Annotated in this window: 27 protein-coding genes; 21 read left to right on the top strand and 6 right to left on the bottom strand. The window is 28.5% G+C overall.

Translation table 11 applies throughout. The features are described 5' to 3' along the window. Positions 1-4 precede the first annotated feature (4 nt). The 3 genes from ACTG47_RS02035 to ACTG47_RS02045 all read right to left on the bottom strand — a co-directional run bounded on the left by ACTG47_RS02035 (position 5) and on the right by ACTG47_RS02045 (position 1,318). On the bottom strand, positions 5-214 hold the full coding sequence (locus ACTG47_RS02035; protein WP_021382875.1) for a helix-turn-helix transcriptional regulator: 210 nt from the start codon (positions 212-214) through the stop codon (positions 5-7). Positions 215-218: 4 nt separating this feature from the next. Continuing rightward, entirely contained in the window at positions 219-530 is a 312-nt protein-coding gene (locus ACTG47_RS02040) for a DUF6442 family protein (RefSeq protein ID WP_479925914.1), read from the bottom strand. Positions 531-751: 221 nt separating this feature from the next. After that, positions 752-1,318 (bottom strand): sugar O-acetyltransferase, encoded by a 567-nt coding sequence (locus ACTG47_RS02045; protein ID WP_169467357.1) that lies wholly within the window; start codon positions 1,316-1,318, stop codon positions 752-754. A 320-nt stretch (positions 1,319-1,638) separates the two neighbouring features. On the opposite strand from ACTG47_RS02045, the gene ACTG47_RS02050 reads away from it, so the two are divergent. The 19 genes from ACTG47_RS02050 (at position 1,639) to ACTG47_RS02140 (ending at position 19,600) form a co-directional block, all read left to right on the top strand. Continuing rightward, positions 1,639-2,073 carry a helix-turn-helix domain-containing protein gene (locus ACTG47_RS02050; RefSeq protein ID WP_169467355.1) on the top strand — a complete coding sequence of 145 codons (435 nt, stop codon included), beginning with the start codon at positions 1,639-1,641 and terminating at the stop codon, positions 2,071-2,073. Between the two features lie 224 nt (positions 2,074-2,297). Continuing rightward, positions 2,298-3,392, top strand: coding sequence for a helix-turn-helix domain-containing protein (locus ACTG47_RS02055; protein WP_479925915.1), 1,095 nt, complete (start codon positions 2,298-2,300; stop codon positions 3,390-3,392). Positions 3,393-3,396: 4 nt separating this feature from the next. Then, positions 3,397-3,597, top strand: coding sequence for a PLD nuclease N-terminal domain-containing protein (locus tag ACTG47_RS02060; protein WP_479925916.1), 201 nt, complete (start codon positions 3,397-3,399; stop codon positions 3,595-3,597). Continuing rightward, complete coding sequence (locus tag ACTG47_RS02065) at positions 3,594-4,514, top strand: ABC transporter ATP-binding protein (protein WP_479925917.1); 921 nt, start codon at positions 3,594-3,596, stop codon at positions 4,512-4,514. The genes ACTG47_RS02060 and ACTG47_RS02065 overlap by 4 nt, the downstream gene beginning before the upstream one ends. Beyond that, on the top strand, positions 4,511-5,269 hold the full coding sequence (locus ACTG47_RS02070; RefSeq protein ID WP_479925918.1) for an ABC transporter permease: 759 nt from the start codon (positions 4,511-4,513) through the stop codon (positions 5,267-5,269). Before ACTG47_RS02065 ends, ACTG47_RS02070 begins: the two co-directional genes overlap by 4 nt. A 401-nt stretch (positions 5,270-5,670) precedes the next feature. Next, positions 5,671-6,744, top strand: a complete 1,074-nt coding sequence (locus ACTG47_RS02075; RefSeq protein WP_074179325.1) for a DUF362 domain-containing protein — start codon at positions 5,671-5,673, stop codon at positions 6,742-6,744. A 69-nt stretch (positions 6,745-6,813) separates the two neighbouring features. Continuing rightward, on the top strand, positions 6,814-7,077 hold the full coding sequence (locus ACTG47_RS02080) for a hypothetical protein (RefSeq protein ID WP_169467342.1): 264 nt from the start codon (positions 6,814-6,816) through the stop codon (positions 7,075-7,077). 206 nt (positions 7,078-7,283) lie between these two features. Then, entirely contained in the window at positions 7,284-8,261 is a 978-nt protein-coding gene (gene bioB, locus ACTG47_RS02085) for a biotin synthase BioB (protein WP_479925919.1), read from the top strand. 219 nt (positions 8,262-8,480) lie between these two features. Next, the gene (locus ACTG47_RS02090; RefSeq protein WP_479925920.1) at positions 8,481-9,503 is read left to right on the top strand and encodes a LacI family DNA-binding transcriptional regulator; all 1,023 of its coding nucleotides are present in this window, start codon (positions 8,481-8,483) and stop codon (positions 9,501-9,503) included. Between the two features lie 41 nt (positions 9,504-9,544). Further along, positions 9,545-10,438: a ribokinase gene (rbsK, locus tag ACTG47_RS02095; RefSeq protein WP_479925921.1), complete on the top strand. Its 894-nt coding sequence runs from the start codon at positions 9,545-9,547 to the stop codon at positions 10,436-10,438. Between the two features lie 47 nt (positions 10,439-10,485). Further along, positions 10,486-11,448 carry a substrate-binding domain-containing protein gene (locus tag ACTG47_RS02100; protein WP_169467334.1) on the top strand — a complete coding sequence of 321 codons (963 nt, stop codon included), beginning with the start codon at positions 10,486-10,488 and terminating at the stop codon, positions 11,446-11,448. Between the two features lie 48 nt (positions 11,449-11,496). Beyond that, positions 11,497-13,008: a sugar ABC transporter ATP-binding protein gene (locus ACTG47_RS02105; protein ID WP_169467332.1), complete on the top strand. Its 1,512-nt coding sequence runs from the start codon at positions 11,497-11,499 to the stop codon at positions 13,006-13,008. Beyond that, positions 12,992-13,990, top strand: a complete 999-nt coding sequence (locus tag ACTG47_RS02110; protein ID WP_169467330.1) for an ABC transporter permease subunit — start codon at positions 12,992-12,994, stop codon at positions 13,988-13,990. Before ACTG47_RS02105 ends, ACTG47_RS02110 begins: the two co-directional genes overlap by 17 nt. Positions 13,991-14,031: 41 nt before the next feature. After that, on the top strand, positions 14,032-15,294 hold the full coding sequence (locus tag ACTG47_RS02115; protein WP_479925922.1) for a M20 family metallopeptidase: 1,263 nt from the start codon (positions 14,032-14,034) through the stop codon (positions 15,292-15,294). A 19-nt stretch (positions 15,295-15,313) separates the two neighbouring features. After that, positions 15,314-16,057 carry a glutamine amidotransferase gene (locus ACTG47_RS02120; RefSeq protein ID WP_479925923.1) on the top strand — a complete coding sequence of 248 codons (744 nt, stop codon included), beginning with the start codon at positions 15,314-15,316 and terminating at the stop codon, positions 16,055-16,057. A 162-nt stretch (positions 16,058-16,219) separates the two neighbouring features. Then, positions 16,220-17,605 carry a M20 family metallopeptidase gene (locus ACTG47_RS02125; protein WP_479925924.1) on the top strand — a complete coding sequence of 462 codons (1,386 nt, stop codon included), beginning with the start codon at positions 16,220-16,222 and terminating at the stop codon, positions 17,603-17,605. 217 nt (positions 17,606-17,822) lie between these two features. Further along, entirely contained in the window at positions 17,823-18,662 is an 840-nt protein-coding gene (locus ACTG47_RS02130; RefSeq protein ID WP_479925925.1) for a DUF5685 family protein, read from the top strand. Then, positions 18,652-19,092, top strand: coding sequence for a hypothetical protein (locus tag ACTG47_RS02135; protein ID WP_074179321.1), 441 nt, complete (start codon positions 18,652-18,654; stop codon positions 19,090-19,092). Before ACTG47_RS02130 ends, ACTG47_RS02135 begins: the two co-directional genes overlap by 11 nt. Before the next feature lie 10 nt (positions 19,093-19,102). Then, a complete protein-coding gene (locus ACTG47_RS02140) occupies positions 19,103-19,600 on the top strand; it encodes a hypothetical protein (RefSeq protein ID WP_479925926.1) in 498 nt (165 codons plus the stop codon). Between the two features lie 184 nt (positions 19,601-19,784). Here the strand turns inward: ACTG47_RS02140 and ACTG47_RS02145 are convergent, their stop codons facing one another. Further along, positions 19,785-20,513 (bottom strand): HAD family hydrolase, encoded by a 729-nt coding sequence (locus ACTG47_RS02145; RefSeq protein ID WP_479925927.1) that lies wholly within the window; start codon positions 20,511-20,513, stop codon positions 19,785-19,787. A gap of 124 nt (positions 20,514-20,637) precedes the next feature. On the opposite strand from ACTG47_RS02145, the gene ACTG47_RS02150 reads away from it, so the two are divergent. After that, positions 20,638-21,726, top strand: a complete 1,089-nt coding sequence (locus tag ACTG47_RS02150; protein ID WP_479925928.1) for a hypothetical protein — start codon at positions 20,638-20,640, stop codon at positions 21,724-21,726. Between the two features lie 242 nt (positions 21,727-21,968). On the opposite strand, the gene ACTG47_RS02155 is transcribed toward ACTG47_RS02150, so the two are convergent. Both ACTG47_RS02155 and ACTG47_RS02160 read right to left on the bottom strand, forming a co-directional pair. Beyond that, the gene (locus tag ACTG47_RS02155; RefSeq protein WP_479925929.1) at positions 21,969-22,760 is read right to left on the bottom strand and encodes an EFR1 family ferrodoxin; all 792 of its coding nucleotides are present in this window, start codon (positions 22,758-22,760) and stop codon (positions 21,969-21,971) included. A 442-nt stretch (positions 22,761-23,202) separates the two neighbouring features. Further along, on the bottom strand, positions 23,203-24,093 hold the full coding sequence (locus ACTG47_RS02160) for a hypothetical protein (RefSeq protein ID WP_479925930.1): 891 nt from the start codon (positions 24,091-24,093) through the stop codon (positions 23,203-23,205). 199 nt (positions 24,094-24,292) lie between these two features. On the opposite strand from ACTG47_RS02160, the gene ACTG47_RS02165 reads away from it, so the two are divergent. After that, the gene (locus ACTG47_RS02165; RefSeq protein WP_169467310.1) at positions 24,293-24,658 is read left to right on the top strand and encodes a metalloregulator ArsR/SmtB family transcription factor; all 366 of its coding nucleotides are present in this window, start codon (positions 24,293-24,295) and stop codon (positions 24,656-24,658) included. Positions 24,659-24,674 lie beyond the last annotated feature (16 nt).

Genomic DNA, 24,674 nt, shown 5'->3' on the forward strand with positions numbered 1-24,674 from the left:
GATTTTATTCAAAGTAAAATAAATCTTCAAATTTTTTATCTAAAGCTATACATAAAATAAGTGCTAATTTTGCTGTTGGATTAAACTGACCTGTTTCTATGGAACTAATAGTATTTCTTGATACGCCAACCATTTCAGCTAGCTGACTTTGAGATAATTTTTTCTCTGTTCTTGCTATTTTTAAGTGATTTTTTAGTATTAATTCTTCATTCATATGCTTACCTCAACGATGATAAAACAAAGTTAGTCAATAAGAAGATAGTTGTAATTAAGAAAATAATAGCCCAAATCAAATTCTTTTTTTCATGTGTGAATTGGTATCTTGCTATATTTTCAGCAAGACCAAATGTCCAAAATAAAGCGGATACTGCATCACTCTTTTGTCCAATAAAAGCGTTAAATATTACAATGAAAGCAAAGACACATATGAAAAGAGAATATCCCATTTTTCTACCTTTATTTTCAATATACTCTAATCCTTCATCTTTAGTAGATTGACGACTCTTACTTAAAATTTCTTCTTTATTCATATGAGACACCTCCTAATTGGATGCAAAGTTTACTTGGTATTTTAATTATATCATGCCAAGTTTACTTGTCAAGAACTTTGACAATAAAACTTGGCATAAATATGATATTAATCAATAAAAAAAGACAAACTTAATTAAATTAAGAATGTCTTTTTTTATTGAAATACTATAATAATATTCTATTAATCCAATATCTAAACTTCAACTTAGAATCTGATAATCTAACATACCTTCTTTATTATCTTAGCAGGAACACCTGCAACTACAGTATTTGGGGGGACATCTTTTGTGACTACTGCTCCTGCTGAAACAACGGCATTTTCACCTATTGTAATACCTGGCATAATCATTGCCCCTGCTCCTAACCAAGCATTCTTCTTTATAACTATAGGTGTAGACACAGTGGAATGTCTTTCAGATGGCTCTAAAGGATGATTTATTGTTATAAGATTTACTTTAGGTCCAATCAGTACATCATCTTCAATCGTAATTCCTCCTCTATCCATAAATGTACAAGCATGATTAATAAATACATCCTTTCCAACTCTTATATTCTTTCCAAAATCTGTGTAAAAAGGTGGTATTAGATATAGGCTTTCATCAACATTAACACCTGTAAGTTTAGAAAATAATTCTCTTATTTCTTTTTTTGTATGATATGAGTTATTTAGTTCAGCAGTTATCTTCTGAGCTCTTTCTATTACATATCTTATTTTATCCATATCTGGGTCAGAAATTGAAATTACCTCACCAGATTTGTCTCTTTCAAATATATCTATATTACTCATAAATTTCCTCCTATTTACTTTATTTATAAACTGTACAATATCTTTACATAAAACTTATTATGTTTTACTCAATTCTTAAATAGAGTATACTACTTGGAGTTAACTACAACACAAGCCTTTTTTTATTATTTAAGAATAAATAATTAATTTTTATCAAAAAATCTATAATTAAATATTAATATTAGTATTGTTTATATAGAATGATTCATCATGTATGTAAACTAAAGTTTACATATTTCAAACTTTGCTTTGTAGAACCATTGAGTTTAATACTTTATAATTGAAATATAATTATTTTTAACTTGAAAGGAGTTTAACATATGAATCTAGGAGACAAGATTACAAAATTAAGAAAGAAATATAATTATTCTCAAGAATTGTTGGCTGAAAGACTAAATGTATCTAGACAAACTATCAGTAAGTGGGAATTAGGGCAAGCTAAGCCAGATTTAGAAAATATAAAAAATATATCAAAGCTATTCAATATTACTTATGATTACTTAATTGATGAAAGTAATTTATGTTCTAAAGATATAACTGATAATATTAGTAAGGATGTTGACTGGACAAAGGCATGGAGCTCTAAGTATCCTATTTTAGAAGCGTATGTTGATATAGAGGGGATAGAAAAGTATCAAATAGCTATTGAAGAATTATATTCAAGATTTGAAAAAGAATACAGTATGAGCAATGAGAATAATGTACTTATATTAAAAGATATTTTATACAAGACGTTTAAAAAACATGATAAATAAAAACTATATTTGGATATATTCATTTGTGCTCTTGTATAAAAATGTGGAAATAATTGGAACAAACAAAAAAATATATAAATTAAATTTAAAAATATATTTAAGCAGGTATCTCAGATACCTGCTTATTTGTTTCTCTATGGTTGATTTTTTCATCAAAAGTCAACTTTAAATCGCTTGTTAGGTTTATGGATTTAAGGATATAATTATACAAAGGAGGCGTTGACATGAATGAATTAAACATTGCAAAAACACTGATTTTAAAGCGTAAAGAAAAAGGAATCACACAAGATGAACTTGCAAATTATATAGGTATATCTAAAGCTTCTGTGTCTAAATGGGAAACTGGGCAAAGCTATCCTGATATTACTTTTTTGCCACAACTCGCGACATATTTCAACATTACAGTTGATGAATTAATTTGCTACGAACCACAAATGATTAAGGAAGATATTAATAAACTATATCAGCGATTGTGTAAAGATTTTACTGTTAAACCATTTGACGAAGTTATGGATGAAATAAGAGAAACCATAAAGAAATATTATTCATGCTTTCCTTTGATTTATCAGATGGGTGTTTTGATAATTAATCATTATGACCTTATAGATGAAGAAAAACGTGAACTATTAATTAGGGAAGCATTAGAAATTTTTATTCGCATAAGAGAAACAAGTGATGATATAGAAATTTGTCGTCAGTCAAAAGGTATGGAGGCAACCTGTTATATCTTGTTAAATCAACCGATAGAAGTTATTGACTTATTTCAAGATAGCAATTTTCCCATGGTAAATGAAAGCATACTTCTTGCACAGGGACAAATGATGAATGGTCAAACTAGTGAAGCTAATGAAACGTTACAGATAGGAGCATATCAGAATCTTACGTTGTTAGTTCAAGATTTAGTGGGACTTCTGCAAAACTCAGATAAATCACAAATTGAAGAAATAGAAAGACGTATTTTAATGATTTCAGATACTTTTGACCTTGATGCATTATCTCCTGGCATTATGTTTTCTGTATATTTAACACAGATACAAATGAATTTAATACATGGAAATACTAAAAGAGCTATTAAGTCATTACAAAGATATGTAGATTTGGCAATGAGTGATATATATCCAATTATGCTACATAGTGATGACTTTTTTAATCATATCGATGGTTGGATTTCTGAGATTGGAACAGGCATCACACGTGATGATACAATTGTAAAGGCAGGTATTGTTGCTGCTATTAAGAATAATCCTGTGTTTTCTGTATTAAATGAGAACAAAGAATACAGATTTCTTATAGAAAAATTATCTTTATTGGAGGAATAGGATTATGGAAAATTTAATGGAATATCTACCACTTTTGCTTCCTGTTATTATTTTAGATTTAATACTTGTAATTACTGCACTTATTCATATAATAAAACATCCAAATTATAAAATTGGTAATAAGGCAATATGGATTCTTTTAGTGTTATTTATAAGTATAATAGGTCCAATTTTATATTTCACTATAGGGAGAGGTGATGAATGATGAATATTGTTTCAATAAATGGGTTATCAAAAAGTTTTGGTAATCGAAAGATAATAGATAATCTAAATCTTACTGTACCAGAAGGGTCAGTTTTTGGATTTGTAGGTAAGAATGGTGCAGGCAAGACTACAACAATGAAAATGGTGCTTGGGCTACTTGAAACAGATAGTGGAACTATAAATGTTTGTGGTGAGAAAGTGACCTATGGAAGAACAAGTTCTAATCGTCATGTAGGTTATCTACCTGATGTTCCAGAGTTTTATAACTATATGAGACCACTTGAATATCTTTCTCTTTGTGGAGAAATCACAGGGCTTTCAAAACAAGAAATAAAGTCAAGAAGTGAAGAGTTGTTATCACTTGTAGGACTTGGAAATGAAAAGAAACGAATAGGTGGATTTTCTCGTGGAATGAAGCAACGTCTTGGGATAGCTCAAGCATTACTTTCACGCCCTAAATTACTTATTTGTGATGAACCAACAAGCGCACTTGACCCTGTTGGTAGAAAAGAAATATTAGATATCATGTTTAAAATCAAAGACTCAACAACCGTAATATTTTCAACACATATACTGTCTGATGTTGAAAGAATTTGTGACCATGTAGCTATATTAAATAACGGAAGCATTGCTCTTAGTGGTACACTTTCAGAGATAAAAAGTATGCACAGAAAAGATAGACTTTTATTGGAGTTTTCAAGTAATGATGAAATTCAAGCATTTAAGTCTAGTAGTAGTATTAAATCCTTACTTAAAGATTCAGAAGAGACTAATATGGAAATTATTTTCCATGGTAAAGATATAAAATCAATACAACAGACAGTCATATCTACACTTGCGGAAATGAATCTTTGTCCAATAAAGATGGAATTAATAGAATTGTCACTTGAAAATTTATTTTTGGAGGTAGTAAAGTGAGAGAATACATAGCATTTACAAAAAAAGAATTTGTAGAGAATGTAAGAAATTATAAGTTATTTAGTCTGATTACTTTATTTTTAATATTTGGAATAATGAGTCCTCTTTCTGCAAAATTTATGCCAGACTTGATTGCTCATTTTGCCCCAACTTTAAAAGTTACTGCTTTACCAACTGCTTTAGATTCTTGGACACAGTTTTCTAGTAATATCTCTGGTCTTGGAATGAGTTTAACTCTAATTATTTTTTGTAATATTTTATCAAACGAATATTCTAAAGGAACACTTGTCATTATGTTGACTAAAGGATTGTCACGTTCATCTGTAGTATTATCTAAATTTTCTATTGCAGTAATTATTATGACCATTGGTTTCTGGTTGAGCTTTTTATGTACTTATGGTTACACAATGTATTTTTGGCCAACTGCAAATCTTAATCATGTTGTATTTTCAGCATTTAACTTATGGATAATAGGTATTATGTATATTACTATATTAATTCTTGGATGTGTACTATTTAGACCAGCATTTGCAAGTGTATTACTTGTATTAGTAGTAACCATTGCTTTGAGTTTAATTTCTATTCCTAAGCAGATTGCACCTTATACGCCTAATTTCATATTATCAAAAAATATAGATTTGATTTCAGGTAAAGTGACAGCTCCAGAATTTATTATTCCAATCATTGTAACAATTATTATTTCAATAGTGTGTCTGTTATCAGCTGTTATTTTATTTAATAAAAAACCAGTTTAATGATATCTTTATTATAAATGTAAATAGCAATATATTGTGTAGAAATAAACTTAATAATGTATAAGAATATATCTAAGCAAAAAAGACTTGAACTTAAGTTTCAAGTCTTTTTTTGTTTTACTTGTACTCATTCTATTTTATAATAATTAAATTATTACCTTAATAAATTGTTTAAAAATAAAAAGGAGCTGGATTATAATCTAGTGATTATCAGTTATTTAAGATATGCTATAGTATATAGAGCCTAACTAGTAAAAAGTTAAAACAGTGTAGTAAGGAGTTAAAATAATATTGTTTTTATTAAATAAAGATAAGAATCTTTAATTGTGGTAAAATATACTAAAAAATCACTTTAAAAGTGATAAAATTAATTCAAGTAAATATTTTAAAGGGGTGTAGATATGGAAAAGTCAAAAGTATATTTTTGTGACTTATACTCAAATTCGCAAAATAAAAATGTGCCAAACAATGTAAGAAGATTATTTGATACAGCAGGATTCAAAGATTTAATAGGAAAGAATGACCAAGTAGCAATCAAACTTCATTTTGGAGAAAAAGGAAATACTACATATATGAGTCCTGTAGCAGTTAGACAAGTGGTTGATAAAATTAAAGATTGTGAAGGAAAGCCATTTTTGACAGATACAAATACATTATATACAGGGAGTAGAACAAATTCTGTAGACCATCTTACAACAGCTATAGAAAATGGTTTTGCCTATGCAGTGGTAAATGCACCAGTAATAATTGCAGATGGATTGTACAGTAGAAATTATGAAAATGTACAAATAGATAAAAAACATTTTGAAAGTGTGAAAATAGGTGGCGAAATTTATAACTCTTCTGCAATGATAGTAATGAGCCATTTTAAAGGTCATGAAGCAGCAGGTTTTGGAGGAGCATTAAAAAATTTAGCTATGGGGTGTGCAAGTGCAGCAGGAAAGCAAATGCAACATTCTGATGTTACGCCAGTAGTAAAAGAGAAGAAGTGTATAGGATGTGGAAAATGTGTTAATTCTTGTCCTACAAAAGCTATAAGTATAGTAGATAAGAAGGCAATTATAGATTCTGATGTGTGTTATGGATGTGGAGAATGTCCAACTGTCTGTCCAACTAGAGCAGTAACTATACAATGGGAAAGTGACTCAGATGTATTTGTTGAAAAGATGGCAGAATACGCTTATGGAGCAGTATCAAATAAAAAAGATAAAGTAGGATATATAACTTTTGTCATGAATGTAACTCCACTTTGTGATTGTGTGCCTTGGTCAGGTAGACCAATTGCACATGATATAGGAATATTAGCATCAACAGACCCTGTAGCCATTGAACAAGCATGCTATGATTTGGTTTGTAAAGAAATGGGTCATGATGTGTTCAAACATGAGCATCCTCATGTAAATGGAACTAGAATAATAGACTATGCATGTGAAATGGGAATGGGAAATAAAGAATATGAATTAATAAAATTATAAGAATAGTAGGACTTAAATGCATATAATTATTGTAAGAGAAATCTAAAAGTATCAAAGGAGTATGCATTTATGAAAATTTACTATGAAAAAGAAAATAGCAAGAAAGCTAATGTAAACAATATTCCAAGTGTATTTGCATTTAATTTTCTAAGAAATTTTTTAACTAGCAAAGAGTACGAGGAAACTAGAAAAGAATATTTTATAAATAATCTAACGAAAAGTCAGGTTAATCAGGCTATGAAGGATTTAAAATGGCTATTTAGAGAGTATGAGGGCTTAGAGGTTGTTACAATGGAAAGCTCGGATGGAGTTAAGACAAGGATAGTTTTGTAAATTAATAAGGATAATCATTTAGTAAAAAATACTGCTTTAATAGTGATATGTATAATATATTATATGAATGCTATTTTAAGGCAGTATTTTTTGGATTAATAGTAAACCTGTATCAAAAATAAAGTTGACCAATAAATGTTACATATGTAATACTATATATAATAAGTAAACTAAACAAAAAAATAGGTTGACGAATTGGAGGATATATGGAAAAATACATAATCAAATTAAAAAATAAAGTTTTAGATGGAGAGGAAATAAGTTATGAGGAAGCTCTTAATTTAATAAGTCTTGATACAAATAACAATAATAATTTTGATATCCTATTAAAATCTGCAAATGAAATAAGAGAAAATTTTATGGGAAGAAGAGTAGATTTATGTACAATAATGAATGCTAAGTCTGGCAAATGTAGTGAAGACTGTAAATTTTGTGCACAATCATCCCATTATAAAACTGGAGTGGATGAATACTCATTACTAGATTGTAATGATATTTTAAAGAGAGCCAAAGAAGTGGAAAGTAAAGGCGTACATAGATTCTCCTTAGTTACAAGTGGTAAAGGAATGACGGGAAAAGAGTTTAATGATATTTTAAATATCTATGAAAGATTAAGAGAAAATACTAATTTAAAATTATGTGCATCTTTAGGTATTATAGATTATGAGCAGGCTAAAAAGCTGAAATCAGTGGGTGTTAATACATATCACCATAATGTTGAGACGTCTAAAGATAACTTTGATAATATATGTACAACACATACTTATAAAGACAGAATAAGAACAATTGAAGAAGCTAAAAGGGCTGGATTAGATGTATGTGTAGGTGGAATAATTGGGATGAATGAAAGTAAAGAACAAAGGTTACAAATGGCTTTTGAAATACGAGAATTAGATGTCAAATCAATTCCGATAAACATTTTAAATCCTATTAATAATACTCCTATGGAAGATTATGATATATTAGAGCCTATGGAAATATTAAAAACAACAGCAGTATTTAGATTTATAATTCCTAATGTATACATAAGATATGCTGGGGGAAGATTATCTTTAAAGGGATATGACAAAATTGGATTTAATGGTGGTGTAAATTCCGCAATTGTAGGTGATTATTTAACAACTGTAGGAAATGGAATTGAAAATGATAAAAAAATGATTATAGAGCAAGGACTTGAACTTTAATAAAGATTACTTAAATTAATTAATATACTTTTAAATAATTATGAAAGTATATTAATTTTTTTTTGTATATTAGTATAAATATTAAATTTGAATTATAAATTGCAATATTGTGAAAAATGAGAAAAATATTAAAATTTATATAAAATAGTTGCAAAGGAAAAAAGGATGTGCTAATATCTAGGTAACCGGTTAAGTAAAACGGTTTCCTAAACTACGGGGGTGAACTTCTTGAGTATTACTATAAAAGAAATTGGCGAATTGGCTGGTGTTTCTAAAACAACTGTGTCAAAAGTCATTAATAATAAAGATGAAAATATAAGTCAAGCAACAAGGGAAAAAATTTTGAAAATAATGAAAGAAAAAAATTATGTACCAAACAAACTAGCACAAAGTCTAGTAACTAAAAAAACTAATACTATAGGGCTTCTTATACCAGATATACGAAATCCATTTTTTACAGATGTATCAAGGGGAGTAGAAGACAAAGCTAATGAAGAAGGCTACAACATAATTTTATGTAATACAGACGAGGATGCTAAAAAAGAATATGAAGGGATAAGAACATTATCAGAGAGGATGATAGATGGAATTATCTTTGCAGCTTCTTCAAATACAAATTGGAAAGAGGCAAATTATAAAGACATAAAAATACCAACTGTATTAATTGATAAGAAAATAAGTATGAACAAAGAAACTTTAAAAGGAATAGTTAAAATAAACAACTTTGAAGGTGGATATATAGCTACAAAACATTTATTAGACATTGGGAGTAAGAAAATAATATACCTAAGTGGCCCCCTTCAAAATGAAATAGCAATAGATAGATTAGAGGGATACAAAAAAGCATTAATTGAGCATAACTTAAGTTACAACTCTGACTATGTATTTGAAGGAAAGTATAAAATTGAATGGGGACAAGAATTTATAAAAAATTTAGAAAAAATAGATTTTGATTCAATATTTTGTGCAAATGATTTGATTGCAATAGGTGTTATAAGAGGACTTAAGGAAAGAGGATTAAATATACCAAATGATGTAAATGTTGTAGGATTTGATGATATTCAGACATCTAGCCTAATAAGTCCTTCTCTTACAACAGTGAGACAGCCATCTTATGAAATAGGATACAAGGCTAGTGAAATACTAATAAATTGTTTAAGACGAGACAAAAAAGAATCATTTGATGAGTTAATTTTTAAGCCAGAATTAATTATAAGAGATTCAACGAAAGATAATAAATAACAACATTCGAGACATAAATAGATATGTAAAGGAGTAATGTAATGGGAAACATAGTTGTCATAGGAAGTGTAAACATGGACATGGTATGTTCTGTAGATAAAAGACCAGAAAAAGGAGAAACAGTACTAGGTAATAGTTTTTTTACATCACCTGGTGGAAAAGGCGCTAATCAAGCTGTTTCAGCATCTAAGTTAGGAGCAAATGTAAAAATGATATCATGTGTAGGTGAGGATAGCTTAGGAGAGGAGTTAATAAGGAATTTTAGAAATAATAAAATTGATTATAGCCTAGTATCTAGAGATAAGCACAAAAGCTCTGGTGTTGCTGTCATAACATTATGTGAAAATGATAATAGTATTGTTGTTGTACCAGGGACCAATGAATTAGTAGATATAGAATTAATTAAAAAGAATGAGGAAGAGATAAAGAATGCAGATATAGTATTGCTACAATTAGAGATTCCATTAGAAACAATAAATTATGTAGTAAATTTCTGTTTTGAAAATAATATAAAAGCTTTAGTAAATCCAGCACCTGCAATAAAATTAGATAGAGATATAATAGAAAAAGTAACCTATTTAACACCAAATGAACATGAATATAAGATAGTTTTTGATACAGAGGAAGAGATAGAGGAAATATTAAAAAAATATCCTAATAAACTTGTAATAACAGAAGGAAAAAATGGAGCTAGATTTTATGATGGTAAGGAAATTAAGCATGTACCTTGTATAAGTGTTGATGTCCAAGACACTACAGGAGCAGGAGATACGTTTAATGGAGCATTATCAGTGGCTATAACAGAAGGTAAAAATCTATATACAGCGGTGGAATATGCAGTAGTAGCATCAGGTCTTTCTGTAACAAAATTAGGGGCACAATCTGGTATGCCTTATAAAGAAGATGTTGAAAAATATTTAAATATTAATAAATAGAAATCCAATTTGTTCAAAATTAAAACTATTAAAAATGGAGGTTAATTATGAGAGTGAGAAAAATTTTATCTTTAGGAATTGCTGGAACACTAGCAATAGGAATGTTAACAGGATGTTCAATGGAAGGACCAAGTAAATCAGACAACAAAAGTGGCTCAGATAAGAAAGATTTAACTATAGGAGTATCTACAATAACTCTTCAACATCAATTTTTTATAGACATTGATGAGGGAATCAAAGAAAAAGCCAAAGAGTTAGGTGTGAAAGTTATAGTAAATGACCCAGACCAAGATGTAGCTAAGCAAACGTCAGCAATAGAAGATTTTATACAACAAAATGTGGATGGAATGATAGTGCTTGGAACAGATAACTCAGCTATAGTACCAGCTGTAGAGGGAGCATTTGAAAAAATGCCAGTAGTGACAGTGGATGCTGTATTAAATACTGAAAATATTACAAGTTATGTAGGAACAGTTAGTTATGATGCTGGTAAAAAATTAGGGGAATACACTAAAAAGTACATAGATGAAAAATTAGGTGGGAAATCAGAAATAGCTATAGTAACAGATTTAAAATCTCAAATACAAATGCAAAGAATAGATGGATTTAAAGATGCATTAAAAGGTTCAGCAAATGTTAAGATATTAAACTCACAACCAGGATATGATAGAGAAGAATCTCTTAATACAGTTGAAAACTTAATTCAATCTAATCCAGATGTAGATATAATATACGCAACAGCTGAAAATAGTGTACTAGGAGCTAAAGCTGCACTTGAATCTGCAAAGAATAAAGATGTTAAGATTGTAGGGTTTGATTTAACTGAAGAAGCTGCAAGTGGAATAACAGATGGAACTATTCTTGCTATGATTCAACAACAACCTAAGGAGATGGGACGTTTAGCTGTAGAAGCAGTAGTAAAATCTATAAAAGGTGAAAAAGTAGAAAAAAATATACCAGTACCAGCTTTACTTTTTGATAAAGAAAATATAAAAGACTTTAAGAATTAGTAAAATAAAATTATTTGAAAGAAATCCTATTTAAAAAGGAGTGTCATTATGAGTAATACAATTCTGAAGTTAAGCAATATTGCTAAAGAATTTCCTGGTGTCAGAGCATTAGACAATGTTAACTTTGAGTTACTTCATGCTGAAGTTCATGCACTACTGGGTGAAAATGGTGCTGGTAAATCAACTATGATAAAGATTTTAACTGGTGCACATCCAAAAACTTCTGGTAAGTTCATTTTTGAAGGAAAAGAAATAGAGAATATATCACCAGATATTTCTAAGAAGATAGGTATAAATGCAATCTATCAAGAATTAACAGTATTTGATGAATTGACAGTAGCACAAAATATTTTTATGGGAAAAGAAATAAATGGCAAAGTCTTAACTAATGATAAAAAAATGAATGAAGAAGCTAAAAAGATTTTTGACAATATGGGAATAGATATAAATCCAAACTGTCTAGTCAAAGAACTTAGTATAGCTCAAAAGCAAATGGTAGAAATAGCTAGAGTTTTATCATCAGAAACTAAAGTGTTAATAATGGATGAGCCCACATCTTCAATAAGTAAAAAAGAAACTGAAATACTTTTTAGACTTATAAATGATTTAAAAGATAGTGGAGTTAGTATAATATATATTTCTCATAGAATGGAAGAGCTTTTTGAGATTTGTGACAGAATAACTATAATGCGAGATGGGAAAACGATTTCGACTCTAAATACTAAAGAGGTATCATCTGAGGAGGAATTAGTTAATTTAATGATAGATAGAAAACTAGACCAATTTTTTCCTAAAAGAGACGTTGAGATAAAAGAAGAAATCATGAGAGTGGAAGGTCTGACTAAGAATAATATTTTCAATAACATAAGTTTTAATATAAGAAAAGGTGAAATATTTGGAATAGGTGGATTAGTTGGAAGTAAGAGAAGTGAAATAGTAGAAGCTATATTTGGACTTAGAACATATGATTATGGAAAAATATATTTAAATAATAAAGAAATTAAATTTAAAACACCATCAGATGCAATTGAAAATGGCTTAGGATTAATAACAGAAGATAGAAAAGGTACTGGATTGTTTTTGCAGATGAGTGTCAAGGAAAATACAACTATGGCTGGATTAAAAAAAATATCTAAGTTTAAATCAGTTATAGACAGAAAAAAAGAGAAAGAAGTACTAGAAAAATACATAGAGGCATTAAAAATAAAAACACCACATATGAATCAAGTTATACAGAGTTTAAGTGGTGGAAACCAACAAAAAGCTATAATAGCAAGATGGCTTTTATTACAACCAGACATATTAATTATGGATGAACCAACTAGAGGTATAGATGTAAATGCTAAAGCAGAGATATACAATCTAATGGGAGATTTAGTAGAGAGTGGTGTAAGTATCATAATGATATCTTCCGAAATACCAGAATTAATATCAATGAGTGATAGAATAATGGTTATGAGAGAAGGTCATATAAGCGGATTTTTAGAAGGTGAAGAAATGGTTGAAAATAATGTATTAAAATTGGCTTTCGGAGGTAAAATTAATGAGTTCAATAACTAAACATAGAGAAGATAATTCATCTCCATTATTAACAAAATTAACAAGTGCATTTAGAGACCAAGGGAGTGCAGCTATAGGGCTTGTAATAATTTTTATAATAATGAGTGTAGCTTCATCTAATTTTTTAACTTTAGATAATTTAATTAACGTTGGAAGACAAATATCAATAAATGCGATACTTGCAGTAGGTATGACATTTGTAATAATTACTGGAGGGATAGATTTAAGTGTAGGAGCAGTAATTGCTTTAGTAGGTACATTTTGGGCTACAACAGTAGTGAATTACAATGCACCTATATGGGTAGGGATGCTACTTGCATTAGCAATAGGAACAATATTAGGAGTTATAAAAGGTGCAATTATTTCAACACAAAAACTACCACCATTCATTGTAACTTTAGCCATGTTGACTATAATAAGTGGAGCAAGTTTTGTATTTACAGGAGGAAGACCCATATCAGTAAATACAGACGCATTTAAGATGCTAGGTAGAGGATATGTTGGACCAATACCAATACCAGTTATAATTATGATTATAGTTGTAATAGCAGGTCACTTCCTATTAAAAAGAACCAATTTTGGACGTCATGTACATGCAGTAGGTGGAAATGAAGAAGCTGCTAGATTATGTGGAGTAAAGGTAAATAAAGTAATAGTAAAAGTATATGCACTAGCTGGATTACTAACAGCATTGGCTGGAATAATATTATCATCACGTTTGGCATCAGGTTCCCCAACTGTTGGAGATGGAGCAGAGTTGGATGCTATAGCAGCAGTTGTACTTGGTGGTACTAATATGATGGGTGGTTCTGGTTCTATAGTAGGTACATGTATAGGTGTTGGGATAATAGGAATATTAGGAAATGGTCTAAATCTATTGAGTGTATCTTCGTATAATCAAATGATTATAAAAGGACTAGTAATGCTGTTTGCTATATGGATAAATAATATAAAACTAAAAAAATCAACTAAAGCTAAATAATAGTTATATTTTAAATAAAAAAATAAATCTTAGGAGGAAATATGAAAAAAATTCTCTTAGAGACATTAAATAATAAAAAACAAGAATACATAGATTATTTAAAAGAGCTTGTAAGTATAAAGACTGAAGATATTGGTCATGGAATACTAGGTGGATTTGAAAAAGAGGGACAAGAATATATTGAGAAACTTGCAAATGACATAGGTTTTAGTGTAGATAGACAAGACATGAGTGAAGAGCTGATTAAAAAAGCAAAGGATACATATAAAGAAGGAAATCTAGGTCACAATTATAAAGATAGATATAATTTAATTTGTAAATACAGTGATAATTTACCTGGTAAGACAATTGTATTTAATGGTCATGTAGATACTATGCCACCAGGTGATATAAGTAAGTGGAGATATAATCCATATTGTGGTACAGAAGACAGTGGTAAGCTTTATGGTCTTGGAACTGCGGATATGAAGTCTGGGCTTATAGCATCAATATTAGCTATAAAGCTTATAAAAGATAGTGATTTAAATGTACCTGGTAATGTAAATGTAATGTCAGTAGTAGATGAAGAAGGTGGAGGAAATGGTACCATAAATGCAGTTATGAATGGAATTGATGGAGATTGCTGTGTAATTTGTGAACCATCAGAGCAAAATTTAATAATTGCACATATGGGGTTTGTTTTCTTTGAAGTTGAAGTTAAAGGTATATCTCTTCACTGTGGTAGTAAATGGGAGGGGGTAAACGCAATAGAGAAGGCTATGTTACTGCTTCAAGAAATAAAAGAATTAGAACATAATTGGCTTATGGTATATAAGCATCCCTTATTACCTTCGCCTACAATAAATTTGGGTGTAATAAATGGTGGAACAGCAGGTTCTACTGTGCCAGATAAGTGTGTATTTAATTTGTGTGTGCACTTCTTACCAAATATAATGAGCTATGAACAAGTTGTAAACGATGTAACTAATGTCATAATGACAAGAGCTGATGGAGATTTATGGCTTAAAGACAATAAGCCAAGTATAAATATATATCAATCAGGATTAGGTTTTGAGATGGATAAGAATTCCGATTTTGTAGTGAATACACATAAGATACTAGAAGAGGTTTTAGAGAAAAAATTAGAAATAAAAGGTTCAACAGCTGGAAATGATGCAAGGTTGATGAAAAATTTAGCTGGAATTCCAACATTAATATTGGGACCAGGTTCAATAGAACAATGCCATTCAATAGATGAGTATGTTGAAATCAATGAGTATTTAGACAGTATACTTATGTATGCAAGTCTAATATTAAATTTATAAAAGCAGGAGGAATATATAAATGAAAAAAGTGTTAATAGTAGGGGAATCTTGGGTAAAAAATATAACTCATATAAAAGGGTTTGATACATTTGTTACAACTCATTATGAGGAAGCTGTAAAGTGGTTAAAAGAAGCAATAGAATCTGGGGGATATGAGACAGTTCATATGCCTGCACATGTAGCAGCAGATAGTTTTCCATATAAATTAGAAGAATTAAATGATTATGATTGTATAATATTGTCTGATATAGGTTCTAATACTTTCTTATTATCTAATAGTACTTTTATAGATTGTAATAGTAATCCAGATAGACTTGAATTGATTAAAGAGTACGTAAATAATGGTGGAGCATTAATAATGGTAGGTGGATACATGTCATTTACAGGTATAGATGCAAAAGCTAGATTTGGAGAAACTGCTATAAAAGATGTATTACCAATAGCTATGATAGATAAAGATGATAGAGTAGAAAAACCCGCAGGCATAATTCCAGTAGTTGTTGACTCTGAGCATCCAGTATTGAAAGATATTCCAAAAGATTGGCCAAAGTTTTTAGGATATAACAAGACAGTTGCTAGAGATAATTGCCCTGTATTAGCAACAATTGGAGGTGACCCATTTGTAGCAGTTGGGGAGTTTGGAAAAGGAAAATCTGCTATATTTAGTTCTGACTGTGCACCTCATTGGGGGTCAAAAGAATTTACTGATTGGAAGTACTATAGTAAATTATGGGTTAATATGCTTGATTGGTTAACATGTTAAAAATTATATAAAATTTGAAAACCTCTTACTTGATAAAGTGAAGCTTACAAGTCAAGAGGTTTTATTATATAGAATGATTATAAAGTAGAATATATTTTAAAATTAACTATTTTAATTAGTTAAGTATAAGATATCAGAGTTGAGGAGGATTATACAATTAATATGGAAGATTTAAATAAAAAATTTTTAGTGCAATATGTAGATGAGATACAAGAAGAGTTAAGGGAGATATCAGATAAGATATGGGAAAATCCAGAACTTCAATATAAAGAATATTATGCTTCAAATTTACAAAAAGAGTATTTAAGAAGGTGTGATTTTAATATAGATGAATTAGAAGATATGGATACAGGATTTGTAGCTAGTTATGGAGAAGGTAAACCAGTTATAGCAGTTCTAGGAGAATATGATGCTTTAGATGGTTTGTCTCAAAAAATATTAATTACAAAAGAACCTATTTTAGATGGAGGGGCAGGTCATGGATGTGGACATAACTTACTTGGTACAGGTTCAATGGGGGCTGTAGTTGCGATAAAGGAACTAATCAAACTAAAAAAGATTAAAGGAACTATAAAGTACTATGGTTGTCCAGCAGAGGAAGATTTATCAGGAAAGGTATTAATGATAAAAAAAGGTTTTTTTGATGGAATAGATTGTGCATTTAGTTGGCATCCATTTGATATAAATACTCCAATAAGAATACCAACCCTTGCTAATTATTCTGTAAAATTTAGATATAATGGAATTAGTGCTCATGCAGCACAAGCTCCTTATAATGGAAGAAGTGCACTTGATGCAGTAGAACTTATGAATATAGGTTGCAACTATTTAAGAGAGCATATATTTGACAGTTGTAGAGTGCATTATGTAACTACTAATGGTGGAAAAATGCCAAACATAGTTCCGGATTTTGCAGAAGTATGGTATTACATAAGAGGAGTGAAAATGGAACATGTAAGAGATGTATTTGATAGAATTGTCGATATAGCAAAAGGAGCAGCACTGATGACAGGTACTAGTATGGAATATAATATTATGAGTGGAGTATATGACTATATTCCGAATACAATATTAACAGATATTCTATCACAAAATATGAAATTGTTAGGAGTTCAAAATTATGATGAAGATGACTACTATTTTGCAGGAGAATTAGCTAAAACAGTGTCTATAGATAAAAGAATTAGCGTTTCTAGTGTATTAAGTGGAAATAAAGATATTACTAGGATGGATTTACATGATGAAGTTACAGATGATACCTTTACCCATAACAACTGTATATCATTATCATTAGATATTGGAGATGTAAGTTACATAACTCCTACAGCACAATGTTCTTGTTCAGTTTGGCCTATTGGTATTTCTGCTCATACATGGCAATCTTGTGCTAGTGCAGGTTCTAATATGGGATTTAAAGCGATGTTATTAGCATCTAAAGCTATAGCATGTTCAATAAGTGATGTAATGCTTGATGAATCTATTGTAAGTAAAGCAAAAAAGGAATTAAAGGATACTATAGGCAACTTCGAATATGCTCCGATTATTTAAAAATTAAGTTAATGTAAGTAAGATTATGGTCATGAATTAGTATAAATATATAATTTAATATTATTTTTAACTTAACCTTCTAATTATTTTTAATCTAAGATACAATGATTAGAAGGTGTTTTTAAAGTTTCTTAGAATACTGTATCTTATATAATCTTGATAAAAAGTGTTATACTATATATAATTTATATAAAAAGTAGTACAAAAAGGAGTATTTATGTTTGGATATGTTAAAATAAACAAAATGGATTTAACTTTTAGAGAATATGACCATTATAAAGCTTATTATTGTGGGTTATGTAAATATTTAAAAAGAAATCATGGAGAAATCTCTCGATTTTCTCTAAACTATGATATAACATTTTTAATTATTCTATTAACTTCAGTATATAAGCCAGAATCTATAAATACAGAAGAAGTATGTATAGTCAATCCATTTAAAAAGAAAAAGGTAATTACAAATGATATTACAGAATATGCAGCAAGTATGAATATTCTTTTAACATATTATAAATTAGAAGATAATTTAATGGATGATAAACGCATAAAAGATAAATTAGCATATTATATATATAAAAACAAATTAAACTTAGCATATGAAAAGTATACCGAAAAAGCAGCGTATATAAAACAACAGCTAAATGAATTAAATAAGTTAGAAAAGGATAACAATATAAATATAGACGAAGTATCTAATACATTTGGAAATATAATGGGTGAAGTGTTTGCCTACAAAAAAGATGAAAATGAGAGAAACTTAAGAATGATAGGCTTTAATATAGGTAAGTATATATATCTATTAGATGCATATGAAGATTTAGATGAAGATTTTAAGAAAGGAAGATACAATCCTTTTATAGAATATGTAGATAAAAATGATGAGTTAAAACAAAAAGTTAAAAAAATAATTGTAACATCATTGGGATTTTTAGCTAGAGGAATTGATAATTTAAATCTAAATACAAATGTCGGGATAATAGAAAATATAATTTATTCTGGTGTTTATTTAAGATATATGAATATATTAGAAAGCAGAGGTGGAAAGAATGTACAGTAATACTTATAATAATGAAAATTTTATGAGAGCAAGAGCTTTTATAGAAAATAGTGAATTTAGAAAAGCATATGATTTTTTAAAGTCGTTGAGTGACAAATGTGCAGAATGGTATTATCTAACTGGTTTTTCTGCGATGAACATAGGATATTATGAAGAAGGAGAAGACTTCTTAAAAAGAGCAAAATTTATGGAGCCAGAAAATCATGAATACAGTGAGGCACTTAGAAGTTATACAGAATATAGAAATGAATATAACAATAGGGCTGATAACTATAATAGAAGAAGACGTAATGATTTAGGTGGATGTTGCTGTTGTTGTGATGATTGTTGCTGTTGTCTAGGTGACGATTGTTGTGAAAACTGTGCTAAGCTTTGGTGTTTAGATTCATGTTGTGAATGTTTTGGAGGAGATTTAATAACTTGTTGTTAGGATGATAAATATGAGTATAAAAGTTGCTTATGGAGGAGTTTTATTAGCATTAAATGTGATATTGTTGACTCTTACAAATATTATTCCTGTAAATACATTGTTTATTATGGGAGTAGCATCACTTTTAGTATCAATTGTGATAATGGAATGGGGATTTAAGAGTGGAATTGCTTTTTATATAGGTTCTATAGCTTTAGGATTTATAGTGATGGCAAGTAAGTCTCAATGGATTGTGTATTCACTTACCTTTGGAATATATGGTATTGCAAAATATCTTATAGAAAAAGATAGGTCAATATATATTGAGTATTTCTTAAAAGTAGTATTTGCAAATATAATGGTACTGATATTGTATTTTTTATTAAGAACAATAGTTTATATCCCAATAAATATTTTTATTATAGGTTCATTTGAAGTAGCCTTTATAGTATATGACTATGTTTATAGTTCTTTTATAAGTTATTACAATAATAAGTTAAGAAAGATGCTATTTAAAAATAATAATTAATTTATATGTTTAGTCTTAATAGAATTGTAATTTAAATAAATATAAAGAATACATTTGAATATGTATTTATATGTAAAAATAAATTTAATATATACTTAGTATTAATATATAAAAAGCTTTGATTTTTAGTCAAAGCTTTTTATATATTGGATAGAATGGTTTACTTCAAGAGATATAATATAAATTAAATATCTACTATATTTACATCTGTAGATAAAGAGTAAATAATATCTTTTCTTTCTACTATTATTTCAACATTTTTAGAAATTTCCTTATCAAGTGATATTTGAGCTAAAAGTTCCTTTGTTGGATTTATTGCTATTGGATTTCCAACTCTTTTTAACATATTTATATCACCATTAGTATCGCCATAAGCATATGAGTTTGATAAGTCTAAATTATACTTTACAATAAAATCATTTATAGCATTATTTTTACTTATAGAATCCCACATTGGAATAACTGTTCCCGTAAATATATCATTTTCAAATACATAGTCACTTCCTAAAAAATCAGTTACATTATATTTTTTTGCCATTTTTTCAACTAAAAATCCAGGGCTACCAGATATGAATATGACTATATGTCCTTGATTTAGATGCCAATCAATTCTTGAACGTGTGTATTTATAAACTCTATCTGCTTTTAATTTAATTACTTGGTCACTTGTAAAATTAATGCAAGTTTTATCTAATCCTTTTAGTGAATCGACATAAAGGTCACATATTTCCAATAGATAATCATCATAATTACCTTGTCTTTTATCCCAATCCATAAAAGTGTCTCTAGCATGTTTATACCAATTTTTTTGGTCAATTATATCATATTTAATTAACTTCTTAAAATGTTCAACCATAAGAGAATCTCTATAAAGAGTACCATCTATATCAAAAAAAGCTGCTATATTTTTCATAAGACCACCTCAATTAATCATTTCCTTATATTATATTATAAATTGTATCTAAGTTGTTAAAATATATGTATAATAATTTATATATTAAAAAACAAATATTTTAAAGTCTAAAGGGTGTGATTATATGAATTTTAATTTTGCGAAGGCTACTAATTCTAGACTTATGGGTAGTTTAGGTCTTATAATAAATTGGATAGATGATAAAAACAATCACTTCTGTCAATATTTTCTATTAGATGCAGAGGGATTAGGTTTAGCAGATTATGTGGGTTTAAAAAATCCTACACAAGAAGAAGCTTACATGGAAGAAGAAAGATTAATGGGCGGATTTGGCTCAGATAGAGTTGAATTAACAAAGGATGAATCCTTGTTTTTAGTATCTTATTTTGGGAATAAGAATCTTTACTATGACAAGTTATTACCAGGAGATAAAAGTGAATATATTGATATTATAAAAAATTATAAATCAAATTTAACTATAGAAAAGTTATATAACAAAATATGTAAAAGGGTTGATGAAGAAGTTGAATTTATAAACTATATGACTATGCGATTTATAGCGTGGGATAGAGAAAGTTTAAAATATTTTTCTGGAAGTGATGAGATTGCAAATATGCATATTACAAATATAAATGGGACATTGCTTAAAAATGTAGTGAGTGATAAAGGGCAAGGTAGGTATATAAGTGAAGCTTTATATGAAGATAATGATGGATATTATATATGCAAAATTGCTTTTTGCATATATAAATGTAATGAAACTGGCTTTAAAATTAATTCTTTATTAGTAACAGATAAAGAACCAATGTATGATTTTGAAGTATTCGATGAGATTTCTAAAAATGAATTTGTAAGTGTGTATAGTGTAAAATCATCTGAAGAATTTGCAAAAGTATTTTATAAAGATAATCCTTTTTTATTAAAAAGTTATATGAATGAAGGTATATTTTTTACTAGATTTAATTTTAATAATGACCATGTTAAAGAAAATGTGTATATAATAAATAATGATATGAAAGCTATATATTACTTAATGGGAAATAAACTTTTTATTGGTACTTATAATGAAAATGATTGCAATTATATTAATGAGATAAGTCAAACTAGCTATAGTAAATATATTAAGTTTGAAGAGAATTTTTTCTTTGAACAAAATGCATTATATGATTTTGCAGAATCAGGTTCAATAGATTTTGATGATTTCTTGGAATGATATTTTTGGGCATTATTTAAGCGAGATTAACTGAATTTAATCTCGCTTAAATTAATTTCTATAATATTGGGGGAATATTATGAGGAATACATTTATTATTGTGGTCAATTATTAAAATTTTATACAGTTTATTAGAAAAATAAAAAAAATTTATAATTCTCCTCATATTATTGACTGATATTAGTTTTTAGTATGTATTATATATATGGTTGACTTGCAAAATATTAGTTATATTTTGTTTTTTAATCTTTCTTCTTTGTGAACAGATTAGAATCATACCAATTATCAAAACGGATAAATTTAAATGGTTGATGTATATTAATTGCGTTTTTAGGACAATTATAAATACATCTCATACATAGACAGCAACTCCAATTAAATTTAACCTTATTTTCTGTAACATTTATATTGTGCTTAGGACAATTATTGGCACATTTAGAACAGTGTATGCAATTATTTTTAACATAGAAAAACTTGCCTAAGATATGGGCTCCATACCATTCTGACCTACCAATAAAGGATAGTGTTTTTACTAAAGTGCTACTATTTGGAAGGTATGAAATTCGATTAATTAAATTATGTACAATATTAGGTATTTCTTTATCTGCTTTTTCGATAAGTTCTCTTGTCTTTGTATCATCATATTTGACCATAAAATTTGATGGCATAGCAAATAATTTATTATAAAATACTTTGAAACCTTTAGTATCTAATCTTTTGATTAATAAATTTGATGAAGCATAATTTACATAATTATCTTCACCAGCTGTATGTATTATAAATGTATCCATAGAATGTGTGTTAGGCAAAGTTTTTACAAAATCTAATACAATTTGAGGAGCATTAAAGGAATGTACAGGGTAAGCTATTCCTACCATATCATATGATGTTAAATGAATTTTAGATTTTTTAATATTTTCTATTTTTGTACATTCGACACAAAATTGCTGACTTTCCAATTCTTGCTTTAGTTTATTAATTATATATTCTGTCATGCCAGTTCCAGAAAAGTAAAATATACATAATTTATTCAAAGTAATACCTCCTATTAAATGAAATAGTCATTTGTTAGAGTCATTATAGCATATAACTAAATAACTTAATAGAAAGCCGAAAGGGTTTATATTGTCAGTACCTTCAAGAAGGAGACATTATAAAGCCCCTTCTTGCTTGTTTAGTTGATAAATATCTAATAAATCTAAATAATTATGATAAAGGTTGTTACCTAAGAGTTATTTATAATTTAAAAAAAGAAAATATCAATAAGTAAAAAAGTCAGATAAAATTTTATTTTATCTGACTTTTTTATATTTATTTTATTAGATTATGTTAATATTTGTTGACTAAATATACGTATATTCAGTCAACTTTCTATACCTATAATAATATTGGGGGAATATTATGAGGAATACATTTATTATTATGTCCAATTATTAATGGTTTATACAATTTACTTAAAATTACTTAAAAAATATTTTACATTTCTTCCTCATCAAATTCCTCAATATTAGTAGTTTGTGGCATACCTTGCATAGTCATATTACTAGAACCATAAGGAGTAGGATATATACTAGGAGGCATAGTACTAGGCATAACTACAGGCATACCTTGCATTGTATTATGACATATGACACCTGGTATCATCATAAGTACATTAGGAGGCATATTTTGATTACATGAGAAGTTAGGAATACCCATATTATTTATGTTGTTGTTCATATTATATCCCATATTATTATTCATATTGTTAGGCATATTACCATACATGCCAGTATTACCAGACATATTATTATTCATATTGCCAGACATGTTGTTAGGCATACCCATGTTATTATTGTTCATATTGCCAGACATATTGTTAGGCATACCCATGTTATTATTGTTCATATTGCCAGACATATTGTTAGGCATACCCATGTTATTATTCATATTACTAGACATGTTGTTAGGCATACCCATGTTATTATTGTTCATATTGCCAGACATATTGTTAGGCATACCCATATTATTATTCATATTGCCAGACATATTATTAGGCATACCCATATTATTAGATGCATTATAGTTCATGTTATTAGGCATATTATTTGTAGCAGATGTGTTGTAATTCATATTTCCGGATGTATTATTTGTGTTAGGCAAGTTGTTTGGGGAATTACTGCTTTTAGGATAATTATTTGCGTTGTTAGGATAAATATTGCTTACATTCTGATTATTAGGTATCTTTGTATAACCAGTAGAAATTTGTGGGTCATTTCTCAATTCATCTTGGGAAATTTCTTCATTAGTAATATAATCTGCATAGTTAGCTGGGTCTAAGTAAGGCATGTAACTATTGTCTAAATCCTTTTTTTTCTTGTTACTCATATTAAACTTGCACCTCCTAGAAAACTATAAAAAAGTTTACAAAAACTTATTCTAATAATATATATATTAAAAAAGGTGATAATATGTGCATTCTAATTGTTATTAAATAAATAAAAATTATTGTTGCAAATTTAGAAGCAATGGAATATAATGAACATATGAACAGTTATTCATATATTAAAATGACGGAGGATTAAAAATGAGAGAAGAGATAAATGATTGTAGTTGCAATATAATACATGAAGAAGTAGTAACAGAAGCTAAATCAACTATGCCAGATGAAGAAATGTTATATGATTTAGCAGAGTTATTTAAAGTATTTGGAGACACTACTAGGGTAAAGATATTATATGCATTATTTGCGAATGAAATGTGTGTATGTGATATAGCAAGTTTATTAAATATGACTCACTCTGCAATATCTCACCAACTTAGAGTATTAAAACAGGCGAGATTAGTAAAGTTTAGAAGAGAAGGAAAAACAGTGTATTACTCATTAGATGATAGTCATATAAGCCAAATATTTGATTGTGGATTAAACCATATTAGAGAGACTTATAAATGATAACTGAGAGGAGTGA

Source organism: Clostridioides sp. LIBA-6622 (assembly GCF_056716095.1).